Here is a 21163-nt window from a genome sequence, read left to right as displayed (position 1 = left end):
CAGGGCAACCTCTCTTGATGCCTGGCCTGCCCAGCGGATGCTCCCGCCCCCTTCAGGAGCGCGGGGCGGCTCCGGCCAGGCTCAATGTGAGTTCGATTTCATCGGCCACCTTGTCCCGGGGCGCGTTCGGGTTGATTCCGAAATCGCTGCGTCGGATGGTGAAGCGCGACCGGATCACCAGCAGGTCGCCCTGCATCTGGCCGTTGGTCCGCGCGCCCAGTTTGTCCTTCAGATAAGTCAGGCGAACCGGCACGACCATCTCGCGGGTCACGTCTCGAATGGTCATGCGCCCGCGGACCTTCGCCGTGACCTCGTTGCCCTCCTGTTGGACATCCTCGAGCGCCACGGCTTCAAACACGATTTCCGGAAACCGTTTCACGTCCATCCACTGCGGGCCGTGCAGGTGCTCTTTCATCATCGGATTCGGCACGTGCAGGGATTCCGCGGCCACCACCAATCGGCCGCGTGTGGCGGCGGGATCATCGGGGTCGAACGTCACCCTGCCGGAGATGCCGGTGGCGCTGCCGCTGATGGATTCCAAGGGTGCATCCAGATGAAACACCACGTTGTTCACCCCCTTCGGATCGCGGAAATCGAACTCCAGGGGGGCGGCCACGACCGCCCCGGCCGTGGCCAGGACCAGCCAGCAGACTCGACCCGACTTTGCGTTCAGGCTCATGGTTCCTCCTTTCGGTTTTCGTCGGTTGGTTGGGAAGGTGCCACCCGGGCATCCTTGCGAAACAGGAACGCCAGGCCCGCCACCAGACCGGCGGCAGCCCAGAGCGCCGCCACGAAGTCCAGCCCGGGCACGAACCGGCGTTCGTAATGAATGGCCTCCAGGCCGGTGACCTCGTCGAGTGTCCGCACGGGCACGCTGGTCCGGGTCCACCCCACGTGGGCACCGCCAACCAGCCAGCCCGCCAGTCCGGCCACCGCCAGACCCAGTGCCAGCAGGCGAAACACACGACGCCAGGTCCACCGCCCCATCATGCGGGCGCATCTTTAGCACATCGAATCCCTCGCGCAAGCGACCCGCATCGTTTTCAAGGGGTCCGGAGCTCTTCGCAGATCCGGGAACGTGCCCGGGTGGGAGGGCCACCTTGCCAGTTGGGTGGAACTAAGTTGCCGGCGGATCCGGACTGGTCAGGCGCTGCCCGGGCCGATCAAACTGGCATCACGGTCATGATACGCCTGCGGGCCGATCAACTTCGGAGTCTGGGAGCCCCCGTCAAGGCCGGCGCCCAGCAGATCGAGGAGTGGCTGCGGTCGCTTCTCCGCGGCGGGACGCTCCGCCTGCCGGAGGGGCTGGTGGAGCTGCGCGGCAGCCAACCCGTGGTGACGACGCTGGGCGACCTCAAACAGGCCTGCCAAGTGGCGGTGGAAACGGTCAAACAAGGACTCCGGCCGCTGGAACTGGAGCATCAGGTCCTCCTGGTGGACGGCATGCACACGCGGCTGGTGGGGCCGCCGCGGTTTCGCGTGAGCCTCTCCCGCGAGAACATCTCCGGGAGTGTCGGCCGGGCCGTGCACGTGGCACCCATGGACGGGCTTCACCCGCTGGAGAGCGTCGACTACGAACTTCTCTACCGGGGCGGGCATGTGCGTTGTTGCAAACCCGTGCTGGACGTGGCCCGGGGCCAGTTGACATGGCAGCTTCGTCTCCGCCTGGCCGACGGGACCGAGCAACCGCTGAAGCCGGAGCTCTCCATCGTCCTGGCCTCGGGCAGCCGGGTCAGTTGGGAAGGTCAATCGGGCCTGCTCGGTTCCGACACGGAGGTGCGCAGCAGCCGGGGACGCGAGGTACGGACGGTGCGCAGTGGCGCGCTGATTCTGGCGCGGGGCCAGACCGTCCCCTTCCCCGCCGGCGCCCGGCTTTTGCTCGAATCCACCAGCCTGGTCCGCCTGGGCCACGGCCCGACCGGGTTCCTGGAAGTCCATTCCCAAGTGCAGTTGGAGACGGGAGAGACCGTGGACTGGGGCGGCGACAGTTCCTGGCTGGGCCGTTTCATGGAGGGTGTTCCGCTGGTGTTGCTGCGACGGGCCGTCGTGGCCGAGTTGGAGGGCGTGGTGGCCGACACTTGCGCAGGCGTGGGCGGGGCGGAAGGCGAGGTTTGGCGGATTTTACTCGGCGTCCATGAGTGTTTTCTGGACGGGTCCGTCCCGTTCCGCGCCGGCCAGTGTCCCATGAGCCGGTCACCCCAGCGCCTGCTGCGGACCCTGGCCTCCTTCAGCGAGACCAGTTCGCTGCGGGAGGAAATGGCCCGAACGTACGGCTACACGGTGCAGGCAGCCGATGTGCGGGTCTCGCCCACGCGGTTCGCCAGCGGGCCGCTCCGCGACCTGTTCCGGCGTCTGGCCACCGACCCGCGGTGGAACTCGGAGTTGCTGGCCATCGGCAACAAGCTGGCCTGCTGGACCCAGGTGGGTGCCTATTACGCGCCCGGTCAGAATCGTCCCTGGGAGGTGACACGCGAGGTGTACCTGACCTTTGTGGACGTGCATTATCAGCAGCCGGCCTGATTTCGGCCGGTGACGGCGCATTCCGTGTCATGCTGCCGGGCATCGCGCCGAAGGGCGACCGACCGAGAGCCGGGCGGACGACGGATTCCGGGCTTGGTTTTTACACCTGCTTTGGGACACATTCCCACCCGTTGCATATGCTGCACGGGATACTTGTCCTCGCCGGCCTCGCTGCCGCAGCCATCGGGACCGCCCGGGTTCACGGCGCGGAAGAACCGCCCCGCCCCCTGAGTGCCCGGATGATTCGGCAGCCGGATGTCTCGGCCACCCACATCGTCTTCGTGTACGCCGGTGACATCTGGCTGGTGCCGAAAACCGGTGGCGAAGCCGTGCGGCTGAGCTCGCCCCGCGGCGAGGAGACCTTCCCCAAGTTTTCGCCGGACGGAACGCGCATCGCCTTCAGCGGGAACTACGACGGCAACGTGGACCTGTACGTGATGCCGGTCACCGGCGGCCTGCCCCACCGGGTCACGCACCACGGCGCGCCGGACCGGCTGGTGGACTGGTACCCGGACGGCAAACACCTGCTCTATGCCACCACGATGACCAGCTACAAAAACCGGTTCAACCAGCTGTACAAGGTGCCCGTGGAAGGCGGGCTTCCGGAAAAGCTGCCGGTTCCGTATGGCGAGTTCGGTGCGATCGCTCCGGACGGGCGCACCCTGGTCTATCAGCCCATCAGCGTGGACTTCCGCACCTGGAAACGGTACCGCGGCGGCATGAATCCGGACCTGTGGCTGTTCGACCTGCAGACCTACCGGGCACGCAACCTGACGCAGTCCGACGCTTCCGAATCGATCCCCATGTGGCACGGGCAGACGCTCTACTTCCTCTCCGATCGCGGGCCCGAGAAAAGGTTCAACATCTGGGCCTACGACCTTGCGCGGGACCGGTTCCGTCAGGTGACGTTCTTCCGTGACTACGACGTTCGTTTCCCCAGCATCGGTCCGGAGGAGATCGTGTTCGAAAACGCGGGTCGCCTCTATCTGCTGGACCTTAAAACGGAACAGACGCGGGAGGTGCCGGTCACGGTCCGAACCGATCGGCTCACCCTGAAACCTCGGGTGCAAAACGTGTCGAATTTCATCCAGAACGCGGCACCCTCGCCCACGGGCAAGCGGGCCCTGTTCGAGGCCCGGGGCGAAATCTTCTCCGTGCCGGCCGAGCACGGTGTGATCTTCAACCTCACACGTACACCGGGCTCGGCCGAGCGGTATCCCGCATGGTCCCCGGACGGCCGTTGGATCGCCTGTTTCAGTGACCGCACCGGCGAATACGAGCTGACTCTGATCCCGGCCGACCCCGCACCGGTCGGGGCGGCCGAACCGCGAACCTTGACCCGGCTGGGCCCCGGTTTCCGCTACCAGCCCCAGTGGTCCCCCGATTCCAAGAAGATCCTCTGGATTGATCAATCCATGCGTATCTGGGTCTACGATCTGGACACCCGGACCAACCGATGCATTGACCAGCAAATGTGGATGTACCATGGCGACCTGAGCCGTTTCCGTGTGAGTTGGTCGCCGGACAGCCGATGGATCGCCTACGCCGGCGATTGCGAGAACCGCCAGACCGCCATCGTGCTCTACGATTACCAACATCACCGGCGCCACCAGGTCACCAGCGGCTTCTACAACGACGATCAACCCGTGTTCGATCCCGACGGGAAATACCTGTTTTTCCGCAGCTTCCGCCACTTTGAGCCGTTTTACAGCGAGGTGGACAACTCCTGGATCTACGCCAACGGGCAGCGCCTGGCGGCCGTGCCGCTCCGAACCAATGTTCCCTCCCCCGTCGCTCCACGGAACGACGAGGAAAAGCCCAAGCCGGACAGGGACGAAAAACCTGACGAACCGAAGAAGGCGGACGCACGCAGTGCGGCGTTGTTGACAGCCGGGCCAACCGACGCGCCCGCCGCAGCCGCGCAGCAGCCCTCTGCCGAAGAGGCTCCCTCCGAACCGTCCGGCGCAGAAAAGAAAAAAGAGAAATCGGAAACCCGGTCCCCCGCCCCTGTAGAGATTGATCTCGAGGGGTTTGAACAGCGTGTCGTGCTGTTGCCCACCAAACCGGGCCGCTACGACGACCTGGCAGCCGTGCCCGGCAAACTGCTCTACCGTTGGATGCCCCGTGTGGGCAGCGATCACACCGCCAGCCCCGTTGAGTACTACGACCTGGACAAGCGGGAGACCAGGCGTGTGCTGGACGACGCGGACGCATTCGAGCTGACCGCCGATCGTTCGAAACTCTTCGTTCGCAAGGGCAGCCAGTACGCCTTCGTCGAACCGCGGGAAAACCAGCGCATGGACAAGCGCCTGGCGTCCGACCGGCTCGAGGCCACCATCGACCCGGTGGCCGAGTGGCGTCAGATCTTCACCGATGCCTGGCGGCTGGAACGGGATTACTTTTACGACCCGAACCTGCACGGTGTGGACTGGGACACCATCCGGGAACGCTACGAACGCCTCCTGGCCGAGGCGGTCACCCGTTGGGACGTCAACTACATCATCGGCGAGATGATCGCCGAGCTCAACGCCTCCCACACCTATCGAAGCGGGGGTGACCTGGAGCGCCCGCCCGAACGCGGCGTGGGTTATCTGGGTTGCGACTTCATCCTGACCAACGGGGCCTATCAGATCGCCCGCATCCTCGAGGGCGCGCCCTGGGATGTGGAGGTTCGTTCGCCCCTGCGCGAGCCGGGCGTCACGAACGTGCACGTGGGCGATTACCTGCTGGCCGTCAACGGCGAACCGGTGGATACGAACCGGGATCCGTGGGCCGCGTTCCAGGGACTCGAGCGGCAGCCGGTGCTGCTCACCGTGAACGACCGGCCCGCCTTCGAGGGCGCCCGCCAGGTGCTGGTGCAAACCCTCGACCTGGACGGAGAGATGCGGCTGCGCAACCTGGCATGGATCGAACAGAATCGCCGTCGCGTCGAGGAGCTCAGCCAGGGGCGCATCGGGTACGTGTACGTCCCTGACACGGGCCGGAACGGGCAGAACGAACTTGTCCGGCAATGGCGGGGCCAGATCACCAGGGAGGGTCTGATCATTGACGAACGCTTCAACAGCGGCGGCCAGATCCCGGATCGCTTCGTGGAACTGCTGAACCGGCCGCTGCGGAACTTTTGGGGAGTGCGCGACGGACGGGATTGGGCGTGGCCGCCGGTGGCTCATTTCGGGCCCAAGGCGATGCTCATCAACGGCTGGAGCGGTTCCGGCGGGGATTGTTTCCCCTACTATTTCAAACAGTCCGGGCTCGGCCCCCTCATCGGCCAACGAACCTGGGGCGGGTTGATCGGCATGACCGGCGCACCGCAGCTGATTGACGGCGGCACCGTCACGGTCCCCACCTTTGGTATCTACAGCAAAACCGGCGAATGGATCATCGAAGGATACGGGGTGAATCCGGACATCGAGGTCGTGGATGATCCGGGCGAAATGGCCCGGGGCCGGGATCCCCAGTTGGAACGCGCGGTGCAGGAGGTGTTGCGCATGCTCAGGGAGAACCCGCCGCCGCGGGTGCGCAAACCGCCCTACCCCAACCGGGCCTCCTGACCTCAAGCAATCACGGCACACCCATGGAACCCGAGCCGAACGAGCCCGCCTGCTCTCAGGCATCCGCGCCCACACCCAAGCCCGGTCCCTCGCCGTCCGAGTTGCGGCCGCCCGCGTCCGGCACGGGCCGGACCGTTCCGGGGGGTCGCGCCCGGACCTTTTTGCGGCGATTGGCCAGCTCGCTGGTATTGTGGACCGCCGTTTTGCTGGCACTGTTCTCCGATCATCCGGCGGTGGCCAACTGGGTCTTCCTGGGCATCATGGTGTTCCTGGCCGCCGCGGGACTGGCGGAGTTCTACGGTCTGGCGGCACGGCGCGGACTGCCTGCCTTTCGCGGGTGCGGCTTGCTGGGCGGATGCCTGCTGATGGTGGGGACGTTCCTCCACTGCACCGGCAAACTGGGCATCCACAACAGCCCGGCCCGGGTGAACGACTTCGAAACCAGTTTCCTGATCGTGTTCGTTCTGGGGCTGGCGCTGCGCCTGCTGGTTTCCGGTCCCACGGGTCAGGGCCTGTCCGTCATGGCGGTGAGTCTGCTGGGTTTGCTGTACGTGCCGTGGCTGCTGAACTTCATCCAGAAGATCCACTTTTTCCCCGGCATCGAAGGTCTCGGGCGGTGGTACGTGCTGTATTTTCTGGTGGTGACCAAACTCAGCGACACGGGCGCCTACGTGGTGGGCTCGATCTGCGGCCGCCACAAGATGGCTCCCAGGGTCAGCCCGGGCAAAACCTGGGAGGGTTTCGCAGGTGCGCTTCTCTTTTCGACCGCCGCAAGTCTGGCCCTGGCAGCGGCGCTCGGTCCCCGCCTGCCCGGTATGCACACGCTGCACGCGGTGGTGCTGGGTCTGGCACTGGGTGCGGGTGCCGTGTTGGGAGATTTGATCGAATCGCTCTGGAAACGCGAGGCGGGCGTCAAGGATTCGGGCCGCTGGTTCCCCGGCATCGGCGGTCTGTTGGATCTCCTGGACAGCCTGCTGTTCAATGCGCCGTTGATGTATCTGTACCTGCGCCACGTTCTGACCCGTCCATGAAGAACGTCGTCATCCTGGGCAGCACCGGATCCATCGGTACGAGTGCGTTGAAGGTGGTGGATGATCTGCCGGACCGGCTGCGCGTGGTCGGTCTGGCGGCCGGCAGCAACGTCGCGCTGCTGCGCGAACAGGCCCGGCGGTACCGGCCGAGACTGGCCTGTCTGCGGGATCCGGCCGCGGCGGCGGAATTGGAGGCCACGCCCGGTCTGCCCTGCGAGGTCTGCAGCGGTGAGGAGGGGCTGGTGCGTCTGGCCACGATGCCGGAGGCGGACATCGTCCTTTTGGCCATCGTCGGAACAGGCGGCTTGCGACCCGCCCTGGCCGCCATCCGCGCCGGCAAGGATCTGGCGCTGGCGTCCAAGGAGGTCCTGGTCATGGCCGGGTCCATCGTCATGCGCGAGGCCCGCGCCCACGGCGTGCGCATCCTGGCGGTGGACAGCGAGCACTCGGCCATTTTCCAGTGTCTGGACGGCCGCCCGATCGAGTCGGTGCGAAAACTCTGGCTGACCGCATCCGGGGGGCCGTTTCGCGATCCACAGCAATGGCCCCAACATCGGTTTGCCGAGATCCGGCTGGAGGACGCCCTGCAACATCCGAGCTGGGTGATGGGCCGCAAGATCACCATTGATTCGGCCACGCTGTTCAACAAGGGACTCGAAATGATCGAGGCCCGCTGGTTGTTCGACATACCCATCGACCGCGTCGAGGTCCTGATCCATCCGCAGAGCGTGGTCCATTCGATGGTGGAATTCGTGGACGGCTCCTGGCTGGCGCAGTTGTCCACGCCGGACATGTGCCTGCCGATTCAGTATGCGCTGACCTATCCGGAACGCGTGCCGAGCGGCCGCGTCCAAACCGATTTTGTCAAGCTCGGTGCCCTCACGTTCGAGGCCCCGGATCGCGAGCGATTCCCCGCGCTGGACCTTGCGCGGCGGGCCGGCCGGATCGGCGGGACGCTGCCCGCAGTGTTGAACGCGGCCAACGAGGTGGCGGTGGCAGCCTTCGTTCAGGGCCGGCTCTCGTTTGCCGAGATCCCGGAACGGGTGCGCCGTGCCATGGAGGCCCACCGGGTCATCGAAGAGCCCACCCTGGAACAGATCCTCGAGGCCGACGCCTGGGCGCGGCGTGTGACCTTGGAGATCTGACGGGCGGCCGGCCCGCCCTGGCCGGTTTCGGTCGCGCAACGATGCCGGCCCGGCGCGGGCCGGCGAGGAAACGCGACCGCGGTTTGCGGTTGGACGCGCTCCCCGGCGGGCGTCTGCCCCCGGGCCCGTCCCGGACCCGGCTGCCGCCGGAGCCGGGGGCCCGATTGGACTTTTCGCTGCGGCGGAGGCGGGATTGAATGGTGCGGTATGAGCCAGACGCATCCTCTGACGACCACGGCGTTCGAGTTGCCCGGCTACCGGGTGGTGCAGAACTATGGCGTGGTACGCGGGATTGTGGTACGTTCGCGTTCGCTCCTGGGCAACATCGGTGCCAGTCTGCAGATGCTGTTCGGGGGAAACATCACCCTGTACACGGCGTTGTGCGAGCGGGCGCGGCAGGAGGCGTTCGACCAGATGCTGGCGCACGCCGGTCAACTGGGTGCCAACGCCGTCATCGGGGTGCGTTACGACGCCACGGAAATCGCCTCCGGCGTCACCGAGGTGCTGTGTTACGGCACGGCCGTTCGCGTGGAGCCGGCGCAGGGCTGAACGGTCGCGGGTCGGTTCTCTGGAACGTCGGCGGTCCGGCCGGTTGCGAAACGCGGCAGAGGAATTGGACGGACAGGTTTATGGCTGGTCATAGCAAGTGGGCAAAGGTCAAGCACTTCAAGGGCGCTCTGGACGCCAAGAGGGGCAAATTGTTCTCGAAGCTGGCGCGGGAGATCATGATCGCGGCCAAACAGGGCGGCGGTGACCCGGAGATGAACCCGCGCCTGCGGATGGTGCTGCTGAAGTGCCGGTCGGCCAACATGCCGAAGGAAAACATCGAGCGGGCCATCGCACGGGCCACCGGCGCCGGGGACTCGGGCAACTACGAGGAGATCACCTACGAGATCTACGCGCCGCACGGCGTGGCGTTGCTGGTGCCGGTGAGCACCGACAACCGCAACCGCACCGCGGCCGAGATCCGCAGCATCGTCACGCGCAACGGCGGTTCCATGGCCACCACCGGCGCGGTGAGCCACCTCTTCCAGCGCAAGGGCCAGATCATCGTGGCGCGCGAAAACGCCCAGGAGGATCAGCTCATGGAAATCGCACTCGAGGCCGGTGCGGAAGATTTCCGGGCGGACGAACAGGGCTACGAAATCATCACCGAACCCGCCAGGTTCGAGGCGGTGCACAAGGCCCTGGAACAACGCGGCATCAAGTGCGAGGTGGCCGAGGTCACCGAGCTGCCGATCACAACCGTGCCCCTTCAGGATCCGGAAGCCATCGCCGCGGTCAACCGGTTGATCGAGGCCCTGGAGGAGCACGACGACGTCAAGGAAGTCTATTCGAACGCCGAATTCCTGAACTGACCCGGACCGTTCGGCCGCCGATGCGTGTTCCTTCCACGGTTCGTTGCGCCCGCAGGGCGGGTTCGTCGCGGCGTGTGCGGCGTGGTCCGGGCCGGCGTGCGTGGCACGGTTCATGAACCTGTTCAGGGCCCATCAGTGGGTGCCCGCCCTCCTGGCCACGCTGGCCCGACTGGTGGCCCGACGGCCGGCCTGGTTCGTCGGGGTGCACTTGCTCCTGGCCGCCGCGGCCCTGCTCTACACGGTCCGCAACCTCCAGTTCGACACCCGCCGAGGCAACCTGGTCGGTGAAAACCTCCGGTACCACCGCAACTTCCTCCAATTCCGCGCCGAGTTCCCCAAACCGGACGACCTGGTGGTGGTGGTGGAGAGCGAGGATCCGGAGGCCAACCGGCAGTTCGTGGAACGACTGGCCGCCCGGCTGGAAGCCGAACCGGAGCTTTTCCACCGCGTCTTCTACAAGGGGGACCTGAAGCTCCTCGGCAACAAGGCGCTTCACCTGCTTTCGGAAGACGAACTCGACCAGTTGCACGAACAACTGGTCCGATACCGGTCGTTCCTGTCTGCACTGGGCGGCACCACCAACCTGGTCTCGTTGTTCGACCAGGTGAACACGTGGTTTCGCGCCGCCCGCAACGCACCAGCCGGGCAACAGGAGGTCCTCATGGGCGCCCTGCCTGCCTTGGAACGGATCCTTGCCCAAGCCGAGGCCTGCCTTCACACGCCGGGGCTGCCGCCTTCCCCCGGTGTCACCGCCCTGTTCAACGGGGGTGAGGAGGCCCTCCATGCCCAGTACCTGGCCTACAACCAGGGCCGGATGTTCCTGGTGACGACCCATCCCCCCGGCGTGGAAGGGGAGCGGGCGGCCATCGCGCGCCTCCGCGAAGAGGTGGAGGAAACCAAACGAGAAGTGCCCGGCGTTAACGTGGGCATCACGGGCGAGCCGGTGCTGGAGTGGGACGAGATGCGGCAGTCCCAGCGCGACACGCTGCGCGCCAGTGTGGTGGCCCTGGTGCTGTGCGCGGCCCTCTTCGTATTCGGCTACCGCGAAACCGGTCGCCCTCTCAAGGCCATGGCCACGCTGCTGGTGGGGGTGGCTCACACGCTCGGTTTCGCCACCCTGACCGTCGGTCATCTCAACATTCTCACCATCACCTTCGTGCCCATTTTGGTGGGCCTGGCCATTGATTTCGGCATCCACCTGGTCACGCGGTACGAAGAAGAGCTGCGGGCCGGCCACGGGCGGGTGCCGTCGTTGGAACGTGCCATGACCCACACGGGCCAGGGTATCCTGACCGGTGCCCTGACCACGGCCGGCGGGTTCTGCGCCATGACCCTCACCGATTTCAAGGGCATCCAGGAAATGGGCTGGATCTGCGGCAGCGGCATGCTCATCTGCCTGGTCACCACTTTGACCTTCCTGCCTGCGCTCCTGCTGGCCGGCCGCCAGAATCTCTGGGACGAAACCTCGGTTCGCATCCCCGTGCGGGCGCGCATCGAACGGCTCTGGCTGCAGCGGCCGCGGACGGTCCTGGCCCTGGGCGCCATCGTGACGTTGCTGGCGGGTTTTCAAGCCCCCCGCGTGAGCTTCGACTACAACCTGCTCCATCTCCAAAGCGAGAACCTGCCGGCGGTGGTGTACAGCAGGAAACTGATCGAATCGGCCGGCCGCTCCCTGCTGTACGGGGTGGTCATTGCCGACGACCTCTCCGAGGCCCGGCAACTGCAGCAGCAGTTGGAACGTCTCCCCGCCGTCGCGGAGGTGCAAAGCCTGGTCCCCCTGCTGACGCCGGAACCCGGGCGGAAAAGCGAGCGCATCCGCCAGATCCGCGACCTGGCGCGGGAGCTCCCCCTGCCCGTGCCCGATCCGGCCCCCGTGGCTTTGCACGATCTGAGTCGCACACTTTGGGCGCTCGGCGGATACGTGGGGCTCGCGCTGGAGAGCCTGTCGGCAGAGGCATCCGATCTCCGAACCAACCTGGTTTCGCTGCGCGACACAATCACGGCGCTGCGCCGGAGCATGCTGGACGATTCACTGGGCACGGAGACCGCCCGGGCTGGGAAACTGGGGGCCTATCAGCGCGCCTTCTTTCAAGACCTGCGCGAGACCCTCCGGGCACTGCAGGAGCAGGACCCCGGTGTGCCGGTGCGGCTGGAGGACCTTCCTGCGGCGCTGCGGGAACGCTTCGTGGGCGTGCACGGAAAACTGCTGCTTCAGGTTTTTCCGAAGGAGGATGTCTGGCAACGGGGGCCGCAGGAGGCGTTCGTCCGGCAGTTGCGCACGGTGGATCCGGACGCCACCGGCACACCGGTGCAACTCTACGAGTACACCACCCTCTTGAAAGAAAGCTATGAAGAAGCGGCCTGGTATGCGCTGTTTGCCATCGTGGCGCTGGTGGCCTGGCACTTTCGCAGTCCCGCCGCAGTGGTACTGGCCCTGCTGCCGGTCGGACTCGGGATGTTGTGGCTGCTGGGCTGGATGGTCTGCCGTGAGGTTTCCTTCAACCCCGCCAACATCATGACGCTGCCGCTGGTGATCGGGATCGGTGTCACCAACGGCATTCACATCCTCAACCGGTACGCCGAGGAACAGGAACCGGGTCTGCTGGCCCGGAGCACGGGCAAGGCGGTGTTGATCTCGGGACTGACCACCGTGGCCGGGTTCGGGAGTCTCCTGCTTGCGGACCACCGGGGCATCGCCAGCCTCGGCTTCGTGATGAGTGCAGGGGTCACCGCCTGCATGGTGGCCGCGCTGATGGTGTTGCCCGCCCTTCTGGTGGTGGTGCATCAACGGCGCCGCCGGCCTCTCTGACGAATCGCATCCTCCCCCCTGCCCCCACGCGCCGCGGCCAATTGGCCCGCCGGTTGCTCCTGTGTCGGCCGGGTATGAAAGGCATTCGCGCATACGCACGAGACGGTTTTCCCGGCACGCTGACCATCGTGGCACTGGCCGTCGCGTGGACCGGTTGTGGCACGTTGGACCCCGACCCGGCTCATCTGCCGCGGTTCCACGAGGGCGACCGCGCCAACCTGGTCGTCCAGTTCTACAGTTGGAATCAGTTCCATATTCTGCGGCCCGAATATCGGAAGGACGGTTTCCTCGTGCCCGTGAACCGGTCGAACTTCGCCCGGCACCTGCAGCGGCTGGATACGGGCCGGGACCTGGGCGTGGTGGTCCTGGGCATCAACTACAACCCGGAGGAGCAGGCCCGGCTGATCCGGCAGTGGGAGACGTTGCTTTTCCAGCAGGGGTTCGCCCGGGTTGTCTGCCTGCGGGGCAACGGAGCCCAGAAAATTGACGGTCTGGTCGTCCTCAGCGACACGAGCTTGACGCATCCAACCCCTTCGACCCAGATGATGTCGAAAGGCACATGAGTCAGGCCGGACGCCGTGGCAGGTCGCGACCGCCCCTGGAACGGATGCTGCGCATCCACCAGGAGGTCCAGGCCGGGCATTTCCCCAACGCCCATCAACTGGCCGGGCTCCTGGAGGTCAGCACCAAAACCGTCCATCGCGACCTGGAGTTCATGCGGGATCGGCTGGGATTGCCGCTGGCTTATGACGCGCGCCGGTTCGGATACCACTACACCGAACCGGTCGAATCCTTTCCCAACCTGAAGCTGACAGAGGGCGAGCTGGTGGCGCTGGTGCTGGCCGAGAAGGCACTCCAACAATACCGGGGCACGCCGTTCGAGCGACCCTTGCTGAGCGCCATCCAGAAGATGGAGCAGGGCCTGCCCGAGACCATCTCGGTCAGTCTGGCAGACGTGGCCCGCTCCTTTTCTTTTCGCCAGCGGGTCGAACCCCGGCTCGATCTCGGTGTGTTTGACGCCCTCACCCGCGCAGTCACCCGCCGCGAACAGCTCGAGATCCTTTACCGCAAACCCGGCCAGACCCGGCCCGAACAACGCCGCATCGATCCCTACCACCTGGCCAACATCAACGGCGAATGGTACCTCTTCGCCCATGACCACCTCCGGGGATCGCTACGGACGTTCGTGCCCGCCCGCATTCAGGAGGTTCGGTTCACCGGCCGCAGATTTCGCCGGCCGGGCCGTTTTTCGCCGGACGATTTGTTGCGGGGCAGTTTCGGCGTCCGCTCCGGCACGGGCCATTATCACGTCGCCATCCTGTTTCAACCGCCGGCCGCCGACTACGTTCGGGAAAAGAAGTGGCACCCCACCCAGCAGCTCCGTGACCGGCGCGACGGCAGTGTGGAGCTCCACTTGGAATTGTCGGAGCTGGAGGAAATCACGCGCTGGGTGCTGAGCTGGGGTGGACAGGCACGCGTACTGCGGCCCAAAGAACTGATCCAGCGCGTCCACGATGCGGCCTCCCGGCTGCTGACCGGGCATTCGACCTGAAACACCCCATCGTTTTCCACAGGCGGCGGGCAGCCGGTGCTGACTGACTCATTGCAGCCTCTTGCGCGGGTCTTTAACGTGCGGGGCATGCAAAAGGCACCTGAAGCGGTCGAACTCCCCTCCCTCGGTCCGGAAGGCGTACCGGTGCCGCGGCGCACCAGCGGCGCGTCCGCCCGGCTGGGACGGCGGGCCTCCGCCTCCGGGCTGGCCTTGGGCGTCGCTTTTGTCCTTGCCGGCCAGCCGGTCCCGGCCTCGGATTCGCAGGATCCCGTGAATCTCCAACCCGTCTTGGCAGGCTGGCACGCCTCCCTGGCCATCAACCAACGCGGACGTGACATGGGCAGTGGCGAAGCCTTCGCCTGGTGGCGCCTCCCCTGGGGATGGTCGCGCCCTTCCGGGTGGCAAATCGAGACCCACCTCAGCGTCAGCCTGGGCTGGTTGGGCGGCCGGGGGGAAACCTCCGGGCTTTTCCGCGCCGGGCCGGCCCTTTCCGTGCGCCCGCCGGACTCGCCATTCTGGATCGAGTTGGGAATCAGCCCGACGGCGCTGACCCGGCATACCTTCGGCGGGCTCGACCTCGGCATCAATTTCCAATTCACCAGCTACGCAGGGATGAACTGGGACCTCACCCGTCACTTCGGTTGCGGGTACCGGTTCGAACACATGTCCAACGCCAGCCTCAGCTCCCGCAACCCGGGTCTCAACAGCCACACGTTCACGTTGTACTACCGATTCTGATGGGGAGCCCGGCCGACCGCCGCCGGACGCAACCGTGCCGCCCAACACACAGCCGACACAGGCAAGCCGGCCGCCGCACGGAGGGAGAATCCGAACCAAACACTCCGCCCGCGGCGGGCGGGAATGTCCTCCGCCCCCCGCCCCCAGCCCCGCCTTTTTTCGTCAAGGTTCGCGCGGTGCGGTCGTCAGAGGGAAATCGTCGGTCCGGAAGGGCGAAGCCGGAAGACCGTCCCGGTTCCAGAGGTTCACCACCGGACAGTCGGCCCACCCGTATCGGACCGCAACCGGACGCGGCACCTGCGGACTCCAAACCTCCACCTCGTCCCCCACGATGCGGGCTTCGGCCCACAACCAGCGGCGGTCCTCGCCGCAGACCGCAAATCCCTTCAACGGACCGCCGCGGGCCTCCAGCCCCTTGCCCACGTGATCAAAGGATACAATCGCCTTCGAGCCCTCGAACCGCACGCTGCGATAAAGAGGTCCCGACCAGGTGATCTTTTCCCCATACGCCAGGGCGCGGGCCGCCAGCGCCAGCCGCTCGCCCACGGGTTTCTTCCACACCGGATGGATGTCGTTCGGGTCGCCCACGTCCGTCGTCACCACCACCCCCACCTTCGGCAGCTGCCGCATGGCCAGCACCTGCGCTTCGCGCAGCTCCGCCGAAGCGCTTTCCCCGGGCTCGTCCCGAACCGCCATGAAGGGCGCCAGTTGCACGGCCAGGAACGGGAAATCCCCCTGGCCCCAGTCGCGCCGCCAGTTCCGGATCAGATCCTGAAACAGGGTTCGATACTGCTCGGCCCGACCCGCGTTGGATTCGCCCTGGTACCAGATCACCCCCTTGATGGCATATGGAATCAAAGGCACGATCATCCCGTGATAGAGTTCGGAGGGCCGCCACGGCGGCCAGGGCGCATTGCGCTTGAACTCGCGGCCCTCCCGCTGCGCTTCCTCGCGGGCCCGACGCCACTCTTCAAGGCTCTCCTGATACCGCCGCCACTGCTCGGGAAACGGGTCGAGAATTTCCCGGACGTAGCGGGGTCGCATCTCCAGCGATTCCCGGCTCATCCACGCCTCGGCCGGCGAACCTCCCCAGTCGGAACGAATCAGGCCGATCGGCACCCTGCGGGCCTCGTACAATGCGCGGCCGAAATAATACGCCACAGCCGAGAACGTACGGGCGCGATCCGGTGAGCAAACCTCCCATCGGGCGTTGAGCCGGATGGTGGGTGCCTCCGCCTTCACATTGGGCACGTCCAGAAAGCGAATCAGACGGTTCGTCGCCGACGCAATGTCCGCCTCCGGCTGGTAACTCCGCTCCAACGGCCATTCCATGTTCGACTGGCCGCTGCACAGCCAGACCTCTCCCACCAGGACGTTGGTGAAGGTCACGGAACGCGATGGCGACCGCACCTCCAAGGTCCACGGGCCGCCGGCTTTCATGGGGCGCAGCCGCACCTCCCAGCGGCCGTTGTGAACCACGGCGGTGGCGCGGCGCGAGCCGATCTGCACGGTGATGCGTTCACCATCATCACCCCAGCCCCAGACCGGCACCGGCTGACCTTGTTGCAACACCATGTGGTCGCTGAACACGGGTGCAACCTGGAAATCGGCATGAACGATCGGTGCGCCGGCCAGGGCAAGCAGGCAGGCCCAAACGGATGAGAGGCGAACTCGCTCAATCATGCACCGCAGTGCAAGGTCGCCGTCGAGGTCTGTCAATGACGAACTTTGACCCGACGGGACCAACACGCCCCCGCCGAACCGACTCCGCCCGGCAACCTCCGCAACCGCCGGACACTCTCCCGCCGCCCGGGGCGGGGACAGGCTCCGACCCGCATGCGGGTTGTCCCATCATTTGCCACCCCGCGCCTGACCGCATACCCTCCGCTGCATGGCGTTCGTGGGATTGGAAATCGGCGGGACGAAACTTCAAATGATCGTGGCGGAAACGCCCTTTCACGTGTTGAACCGCAAGGAAACACGGGTCGAGCCTGCTGCAGGCGCCGAAGGCATCCGGCAATGGATTGCGCGGGAACTGCCCAACTTGATCCGTGGCCACGATGTCCGCGCCGTGGGGGTGGGGTTTGGCGGTCCTGTCCACTGGAAGACCGGCACGGTGACTCAGTCCCATCAAATCCCCGGGTGGGCCGGCTTCCCGCTGGCCGAATGGATTCGAACGATGGTGGACGTGCCCGTCCTGGTGGACAACGATGCCAACGTCGCCGCCTTGGGCGAGGCCTGGCACGGCGCCGGACGGGCACACGATCCGGTGTTCTACGTGACCATCGGCAGCGGGGTGGGCGGCGGACTGGTCGTGGGCGGCCGCGTTTACCACGGCGTTCCACCCGGCGAGGCCGAGCTGGGCCACCTCCGGTTGGACCGCCAGGGCACCACCCTCGAGTCGCGTTGCTCGGGCTGGGCCATGAACGAACGCGTCCGCCAAGCCGTGGCGGCTGCACCCGGCACGCCTCTTGGTCGAAGAGTCCGCGAGGATCCGGGGCACGAAGCCCGGCACCTGGCAGCCGCCCTCGCGGAGGGCGATCCACTCGCCCAACGCCTCCTCGAAGAGTGGGCCGACGACTTCGCGTTCGGCCTCTCCCACGCGGTGCACCTTTTCCACCCCGAAATCGTCATCCTGGGCGGCGGCCTGGCCGGCGTGGGCGAGCCCCTGCGGGCGGCCGTGGCCCGTCACCTCCCCCGCCATCTCATGAACGCCTTCCAGCCGGGACCCAAACTGGCACTGTCCGCCCTGGGACGCGACGCCGTGCCCGTGGGGGCAATCGAAATGGCGCGTTGGGCCTAGGTCGCGGGGCGCGGGCCGTTGCGCAGCGCAAAAGACCCGCGGGGACCGGCGGACGAATCCGTCACCCCCGGCAGCCGTCAGTCCGCAACGTCCTCCCGCGGCCCCACCTCGCGCAAGTCCGGCGGCTGGAACCCGATGAACCGCGCGGCCGACCCGCTGCGAATACGGAAATCTCCCGCTTGCGGCGCGGCGAACATGGGATCGCCGATCAGACTGTGGCGGTCATGGCCCCGCGCGCGCCACTGCTCCCAAGTCGCACCGGCAAATCGCGGCTCGGTCCAGCGCGCATCCGGACGCAGGTCCCAGTAAAGGTTGAAATCCATCACGAACCGGTCGTTGTGCCAGCTCCCGCCCAACACCACGCCGTTGTCAAAAAGGACGATGTTGTTGGTGAAGATGAAGCTCACGTGATCCTCGTCGCGCGTGCGTTGCAGTTGTTGATCGCGGCCGAAGGCGAAGATGTTGTTCCTGACAAGATTGGTGGCACCGTAGTGCTGATGAAAGCCGCCGTGCGTGGTCCGGTAGACCAGATTGCTCTCGGCCACGATCCCGTGCGTGCCTTCGTCAAAATAGATCCCCCAACCGCCGTACCGTACGCCGGCGATGTCGTGCCACAGGTTGTTGACGATCCGCGTGCCGATCTGCCGCCCCAGGGTGTAGATGCCGCCCATGTCGCTGAGGATCGGCCCGTCCCCATCGGATTGCACCCCGATGTGGTGCACATGGTTCCACGCCACCAGTTGGTTCGTGGCCAGCGCGCGCGGGTCATAGCCCCACGTCCAACCCACGGAGATGCCCGTGTAATAGAAGTCGTGAATGTGATTGTGAAGGATCCGGTTGTCCGGTGACTGGCCGATCCAGATGGCCACCGCACTGTGGAAGATGCGGCCTCCGAAATGCAGGTGGCAGTCCGCCACCTCGTTGGCCCGGGCAACGTCCCGCTCGGCCGGGCGGATCACCGTCTCACCGATCTTGATCCCGCCCGCGCCCAGGTCGGCAAACTCACAGCGCCACACGCGGTTCGACACACAGCCCCGGCCCAGTTCCAGCCCGTATGTACCCAGATTCACGAACCGGCAACGTTCGATCCGGCTCCGGTGCAAACCCACCGCCTGCACCGCCGCCGGCACACCCACGGCGGCCTGGCCAAACCCGCCCACTTCATGCGCCGGCGCCGGCCAGGCCATGGCCAGACGCCGGGCCGTCTCCGGATCGGTCGGAAACCACCATTCGGTGTGCGAAAAGGTCAGTCCCGCCAACCTCAGGTTCTCCACGTACGCATTGCGTTCGGGCTGCCCTTCGATCCGCAGCACCACAGGCGCCCGTGCCACGATCGCCCGACTGCGAACCGGATCCTCGCCCGGCCGGGGCCGGTAAACCAGCCGGCCGTTGTCCGGGTCCAACCACCACTCGCCGGGCGCATCGCAAAACTCCCAGGCGCCCTCCAAATAATAGAGATCGCCGGGCTGCAACTGGTAAACGGACCGTTTGCCAAAACTCAGAATGTGCCCCTCGGGATCCCAACCCACGATCGGCAGATGCGAATCCGTCCACCGGTTCATCACCACCGCATCGGCATCGGTCAGCGTGGGGCCCACCGGCACGTCCCCCGGCCGACACTGGAACCGGCGCTGGCCATCGTGCCAACGCGGCGTGGCATCCGGCACGGCCGCAACCGGGAGATAACCCCGGTCCGGATGTCGTGCACGGACGGCCCGCCGGCCGTCCACCCACAACTGGCGATGCGGCCCGGCTGCGCCGCGCCATTCCGGCAGGCCCGTCTCCCACCACGTGTCGCTGCCGCGCACCACCACCCCCCACCCGGTCACCGGCCGCCCGGCACTCAAAACCGGGACCTCATTCCCATACGCCACGATCTCCAGATTCGAGTCCTCCGGCGTCAGCACCACCGGTTCCTCCAAAAACCACGTACCCCCGCGCAGGCAGATCCGGGCCGTCATCCCTGACGGAATCGTGCCCGCCTTCCGCGCCTCCCGCACTGCCGCCAACGCCCGATCCAACGTCGCAAACGGTCCCTGCCCCAACTCCGGCCGTGCCTCCGGCGACCGGCCCGACCACGCGTCGTTGCCGGTCACTGCCACGTAAAACACCGGGCCGGCAGGCCCCCTGCCCTCGCCACCGGACAGGACGGCCGCGCCACCCATCCACAGCCCGGCCAGCAAACCCCAAAAGCCTCGCAACACGGCCATACGATTCCTCAACCCCGCACCCGTTCCCTTGGATTGACCCGTTCTCATGGCTCCGCACTCCGTTCCGGGCCACTCACACGCCGCCGCGCATCAGGTTCTTCAGGGACTGTCCTCGGCCGCATTGTCCCGGACGACGATGCCGGGCCGCGCGGGCGCCCGGATCGCCAACCGTCCCCGCATCAGGTTCCCGGTGACCACCGCCCGTTGCACCCCTTCGCCCAGGCTGACCTGCGGCTTGGCAGCCTGAAACTCGCACCCCCGCACCAGCACCCGGCCGCTCTCGATCTGAAGGGCGTGCCGCCCTTCGTTGTTTCGGTCCCACTGCACGAACGTGCAGTCGCTGAAGCCCACGGTGCCCTGCCCTGAAACCCGGGCAATCTGATTGCACGGTCCCCAAAAAGCGCAGTTCACGAACCGGACCGTGCCCGTGTGACGTGCATCCACGCGCACCATGGTCGGGTCCGGCCCGTTAAAGGAAACAAATTCCCCGTTGCTGATCAGCAGGCCGTACGGGGCGCTCTGCTCCACCATCACGGCGGTGTAACAATCGTCCGCACCGATCCCCAGAAAATTGCCGTTGCACACCCCGGCCCGCGTGGCGATGAACTTGTAACCCACGTTGTAGCCGAAACAGAACGTGTTGAACACGTACTGCCAGTCGCTGCGCCCGAAAATGAAAGCCTCCCCGTTCTCCTGCTGCCAGGCCCGCAACCGCGGCCGCAAACTCCACCAGGGGTTGAAATGCACGTTCTCGATCCGGCCGATGTCGTAGATGGCATCCACGTAAATGCCCCGCCGCAGCGGTTGCCCGTGCACGTCACGGATGAGATGCCGCTCATTGTTCGAGGCGTCGATGCCCTGGTAGGGATTGAGCAGTTCCACGGCCAGCACCGCCGGGTTTTTCCCCCGCATGGCAATCGCCCAGGGATACGGCCTGGGTTCGAGCTCGGGATCCTGGTCGGGATAGTAGATCACCACCCCTTTGAGCGTGCTGTTGTGGTTCAACGTGATGAAGGGCGGCCCGTCTTCCGAACCGGCACCGCCGGTGACCAGGAAGGTGGTGCCGTCGTCGGTCGGCTTGGGCAGGCCGCGATCCCGGATGCCGTTGTGGGCCGGTACAGATTCCCAAACGCCGCGCAGCGTCACACCGGGCGGAACTTGAAGGGACCCTTCGAAGCGGTACTGACCCCGCGGCGCGTACACGACACCGCCACCTTGCCGGCCGGCCTCGTCCAGGGCCCGCTGAAAAGCGGCCGTGCAATCGGTGCGACCATCCGGCACGGCACCGTAATCCAGCACGTTCCAGCGATCCGTGACAGCCGCATTCGTTGTCCACGCCAAGGCACACCCCCACACCACACCCAACCGGACAAGAGGACGCCAACTGGTTCGCATGACCCGCACAGCATAAACCCCACACCCCGGGCCGGGCAATTGCTTCCGACT

16 protein-coding genes are annotated in these 21163 nt (G+C 66.2%); 11 read left to right on the top strand and 5 right to left on the bottom strand.

Annotation, left to right across the window (positions count from 1 at the left end):
• Window positions 1–52 precede the first annotated feature (52 nt).
• Together ACPDIX_RS09320 and ACPDIX_RS09315 are read right to left on the bottom strand one after the other, a co-directional pair.
• Window positions 53–679 (bottom strand): YceI family protein, encoded by a 627-nt coding sequence (locus ACPDIX_RS09320; protein ID WP_423431516.1) that lies wholly within the window; start codon window positions 677–679, stop codon window positions 53–55.
• Entirely contained in the window at window positions 676–990 is a 315-nt protein-coding gene (locus tag ACPDIX_RS09315) for a hypothetical protein (protein WP_423431515.1), read from the bottom strand. Before ACPDIX_RS09315 ends, ACPDIX_RS09320 begins: the two co-directional genes overlap by 4 nt.
• A gap of 192 nt (window positions 991–1182) precedes the next feature.
• Here ACPDIX_RS09315 and ACPDIX_RS09310 point away from each other — a divergent pair, with 192 nt between their 5' ends.
• From ACPDIX_RS09310 to ACPDIX_RS09265, 10 genes are all read left to right on the top strand, one after another.
• On the top strand, window positions 1183–2520 hold the full coding sequence (locus ACPDIX_RS09310) for a hypothetical protein (protein WP_423431514.1): 1338 nt from the start codon (window positions 1183–1185) through the stop codon (window positions 2518–2520).
• Window positions 2521–2759: 239 nt separating this feature from the next.
• Entirely contained in the window at window positions 2760–6071 is a 3312-nt protein-coding gene (locus ACPDIX_RS09305) for a S41 family peptidase (RefSeq protein WP_423431513.1), read from the top strand.
• A 23-nt stretch (window positions 6072–6094) separates the two neighbouring features.
• The gene (locus ACPDIX_RS09300; RefSeq protein ID WP_423431512.1) at window positions 6095–7102 is read left to right on the top strand and encodes a phosphatidate cytidylyltransferase; all 1008 of its coding nucleotides are present in this window, start codon (window positions 6095–6097) and stop codon (window positions 7100–7102) included.
• A complete protein-coding gene (locus ACPDIX_RS09295; RefSeq protein WP_423431511.1) occupies window positions 7099–8247 on the top strand; it encodes a 1-deoxy-D-xylulose-5-phosphate reductoisomerase in 1149 nt (382 codons plus the stop codon). The genes ACPDIX_RS09300 and ACPDIX_RS09295 overlap by 4 nt, the downstream gene beginning before the upstream one ends.
• Window positions 8248–8454: 207 nt before the next feature.
• Entirely contained in the window at window positions 8455–8796 is a 342-nt protein-coding gene (locus ACPDIX_RS09290) for a YbjQ family protein (RefSeq protein WP_423431510.1), read from the top strand.
• Window positions 8797–8876: 80 nt separating this feature from the next.
• Entirely contained in the window at window positions 8877–9605 is a 729-nt protein-coding gene (locus ACPDIX_RS09285; RefSeq protein ID WP_423431509.1) for a YebC/PmpR family DNA-binding transcriptional regulator, read from the top strand.
• 112 nt (window positions 9606–9717) lie between these two features.
• Entirely contained in the window at window positions 9718–12414 is a 2697-nt protein-coding gene (locus ACPDIX_RS09280; protein WP_423431508.1) for an MMPL family transporter, read from the top strand.
• 74 nt (window positions 12415–12488) lie between these two features.
• On the top strand, window positions 12489–12977 hold the full coding sequence (locus tag ACPDIX_RS09275; protein WP_423431507.1) for a hypothetical protein: 489 nt from the start codon (window positions 12489–12491) through the stop codon (window positions 12975–12977).
• Window positions 12974–13966: a helix-turn-helix transcriptional regulator gene (locus ACPDIX_RS09270; RefSeq protein ID WP_423431506.1), complete on the top strand. Its 993-nt coding sequence runs from the start codon at window positions 12974–12976 to the stop codon at window positions 13964–13966. The genes ACPDIX_RS09275 and ACPDIX_RS09270 overlap by 4 nt, the downstream gene beginning before the upstream one ends.
• Before the next feature lie 87 nt (window positions 13967–14053).
• Complete coding sequence (locus tag ACPDIX_RS09265) at window positions 14054–14704, top strand: acyloxyacyl hydrolase (RefSeq protein ID WP_423431505.1); 651 nt, start codon at window positions 14054–14056, stop codon at window positions 14702–14704.
• A 162-nt stretch (window positions 14705–14866) separates the two neighbouring features.
• Here ACPDIX_RS09265 and ACPDIX_RS09260 read toward each other — a convergent pair whose 3' ends face one another.
• Window positions 14867–16387 (bottom strand): sialate O-acetylesterase, encoded by a 1521-nt coding sequence (locus ACPDIX_RS09260; RefSeq protein ID WP_423431504.1) that lies wholly within the window; start codon window positions 16385–16387, stop codon window positions 14867–14869.
• A gap of 208 nt (window positions 16388–16595) precedes the next feature.
• Here ACPDIX_RS09260 and ACPDIX_RS09255 point away from each other — a divergent pair, with 208 nt between their 5' ends.
• On the top strand, window positions 16596–17507 hold the full coding sequence (locus ACPDIX_RS09255) for an ROK family protein (RefSeq protein ID WP_423431503.1): 912 nt from the start codon (window positions 16596–16598) through the stop codon (window positions 17505–17507).
• A 77-nt stretch (window positions 17508–17584) separates the two neighbouring features.
• Here ACPDIX_RS09255 and ACPDIX_RS09250 read toward each other — a convergent pair whose 3' ends face one another.
• Entirely contained in the window at window positions 17585–19765 is a 2181-nt protein-coding gene (locus ACPDIX_RS09250; protein ID WP_423431502.1) for a right-handed parallel beta-helix repeat-containing protein, read from the bottom strand.
• Window positions 19766–19816: 51 nt separating this feature from the next.
• Entirely contained in the window at window positions 19817–21112 is a 1296-nt protein-coding gene (locus ACPDIX_RS09245) for a glycosyl hydrolase family 28-related protein (protein WP_423431501.1), read from the bottom strand.
• Window positions 21113–21163: the final 51 nt, after the last annotated feature.

This window comes from Limisphaera sp. 4302-co, assembly GCF_049537155.1.
In the GTDB taxonomy this organism is placed as follows: Bacteria; Verrucomicrobiota; Verrucomicrobiia; order Limisphaerales; family Limisphaeraceae; genus Limisphaera.
Note: the sequence above shows the minus strand (reverse complement) of the source record. Positions and strands in the feature narration are given on the sequence as shown.

Excerpts from the sequence above, each read along its gene's own strand:
- ACPDIX_RS09245 (WP_423431501.1), bottom strand. The coding sequence starts at position 21,112 with ATGCGAACCAGTTGGCGTCCTCTTGTCCGGTTGGGTGTGGTGTGGGGG.
- ACPDIX_RS09270 (WP_423431506.1), top strand. The coding sequence starts at position 12,974 with ATGAGTCAGGCCGGACGCCGTGGCAGGTCGCGACCGCCCCTGGAACGG.
- ACPDIX_RS09300 (WP_423431512.1), top strand. The coding sequence starts at position 6,095 with ATGGAACCCGAGCCGAACGAGCCCGCCTGCTCTCAGGCATCCGCGCCC.
- ACPDIX_RS09315 (WP_423431515.1), bottom strand. The coding sequence starts at position 990 with ATGATGGGGCGGTGGACCTGGCGTCGTGTGTTTCGCCTGCTGGCACTG.
- ACPDIX_RS09255 (WP_423431503.1), top strand. The coding sequence starts at position 16,596 with ATGGCGTTCGTGGGATTGGAAATCGGCGGGACGAAACTTCAAATGATC.
- ACPDIX_RS09275 (WP_423431507.1), top strand. The coding sequence starts at position 12,489 with ATGAAAGGCATTCGCGCATACGCACGAGACGGTTTTCCCGGCACGCTG.
- ACPDIX_RS09295 (WP_423431511.1), top strand. The coding sequence starts at position 7,099 with ATGAAGAACGTCGTCATCCTGGGCAGCACCGGATCCATCGGTACGAGT.
- ACPDIX_RS09265 (WP_423431505.1), top strand. The coding sequence starts at position 14,054 with ATGCAAAAGGCACCTGAAGCGGTCGAACTCCCCTCCCTCGGTCCGGAA.
- ACPDIX_RS09310 (WP_423431514.1), top strand. The coding sequence starts at position 1,183 with ATGATACGCCTGCGGGCCGATCAACTTCGGAGTCTGGGAGCCCCCGTC.
- ACPDIX_RS09290 (WP_423431510.1), top strand. The coding sequence starts at position 8,455 with ATGAGCCAGACGCATCCTCTGACGACCACGGCGTTCGAGTTGCCCGGC.
- ACPDIX_RS09320 (WP_423431516.1), bottom strand. The coding sequence starts at position 679 with ATGAGCCTGAACGCAAAGTCGGGTCGAGTCTGCTGGCTGGTCCTGGCC.
- ACPDIX_RS09280 (WP_423431508.1), top strand. The coding sequence starts at position 9,718 with ATGAACCTGTTCAGGGCCCATCAGTGGGTGCCCGCCCTCCTGGCCACG.
- ACPDIX_RS09285 (WP_423431509.1), top strand. The coding sequence starts at position 8,877 with ATGGCTGGTCATAGCAAGTGGGCAAAGGTCAAGCACTTCAAGGGCGCT.
- ACPDIX_RS09260 (WP_423431504.1), bottom strand. The coding sequence starts at position 16,387 with ATGATTGAGCGAGTTCGCCTCTCATCCGTTTGGGCCTGCCTGCTTGCC.
- ACPDIX_RS09250 (WP_423431502.1), bottom strand. The coding sequence starts at position 19,765 with ATGAGAACGGGTCAATCCAAGGGAACGGGTGCGGGGTTGAGGAATCGT.
- ACPDIX_RS09305 (WP_423431513.1), top strand. The coding sequence starts at position 2,760 with ATGATTCGGCAGCCGGATGTCTCGGCCACCCACATCGTCTTCGTGTAC.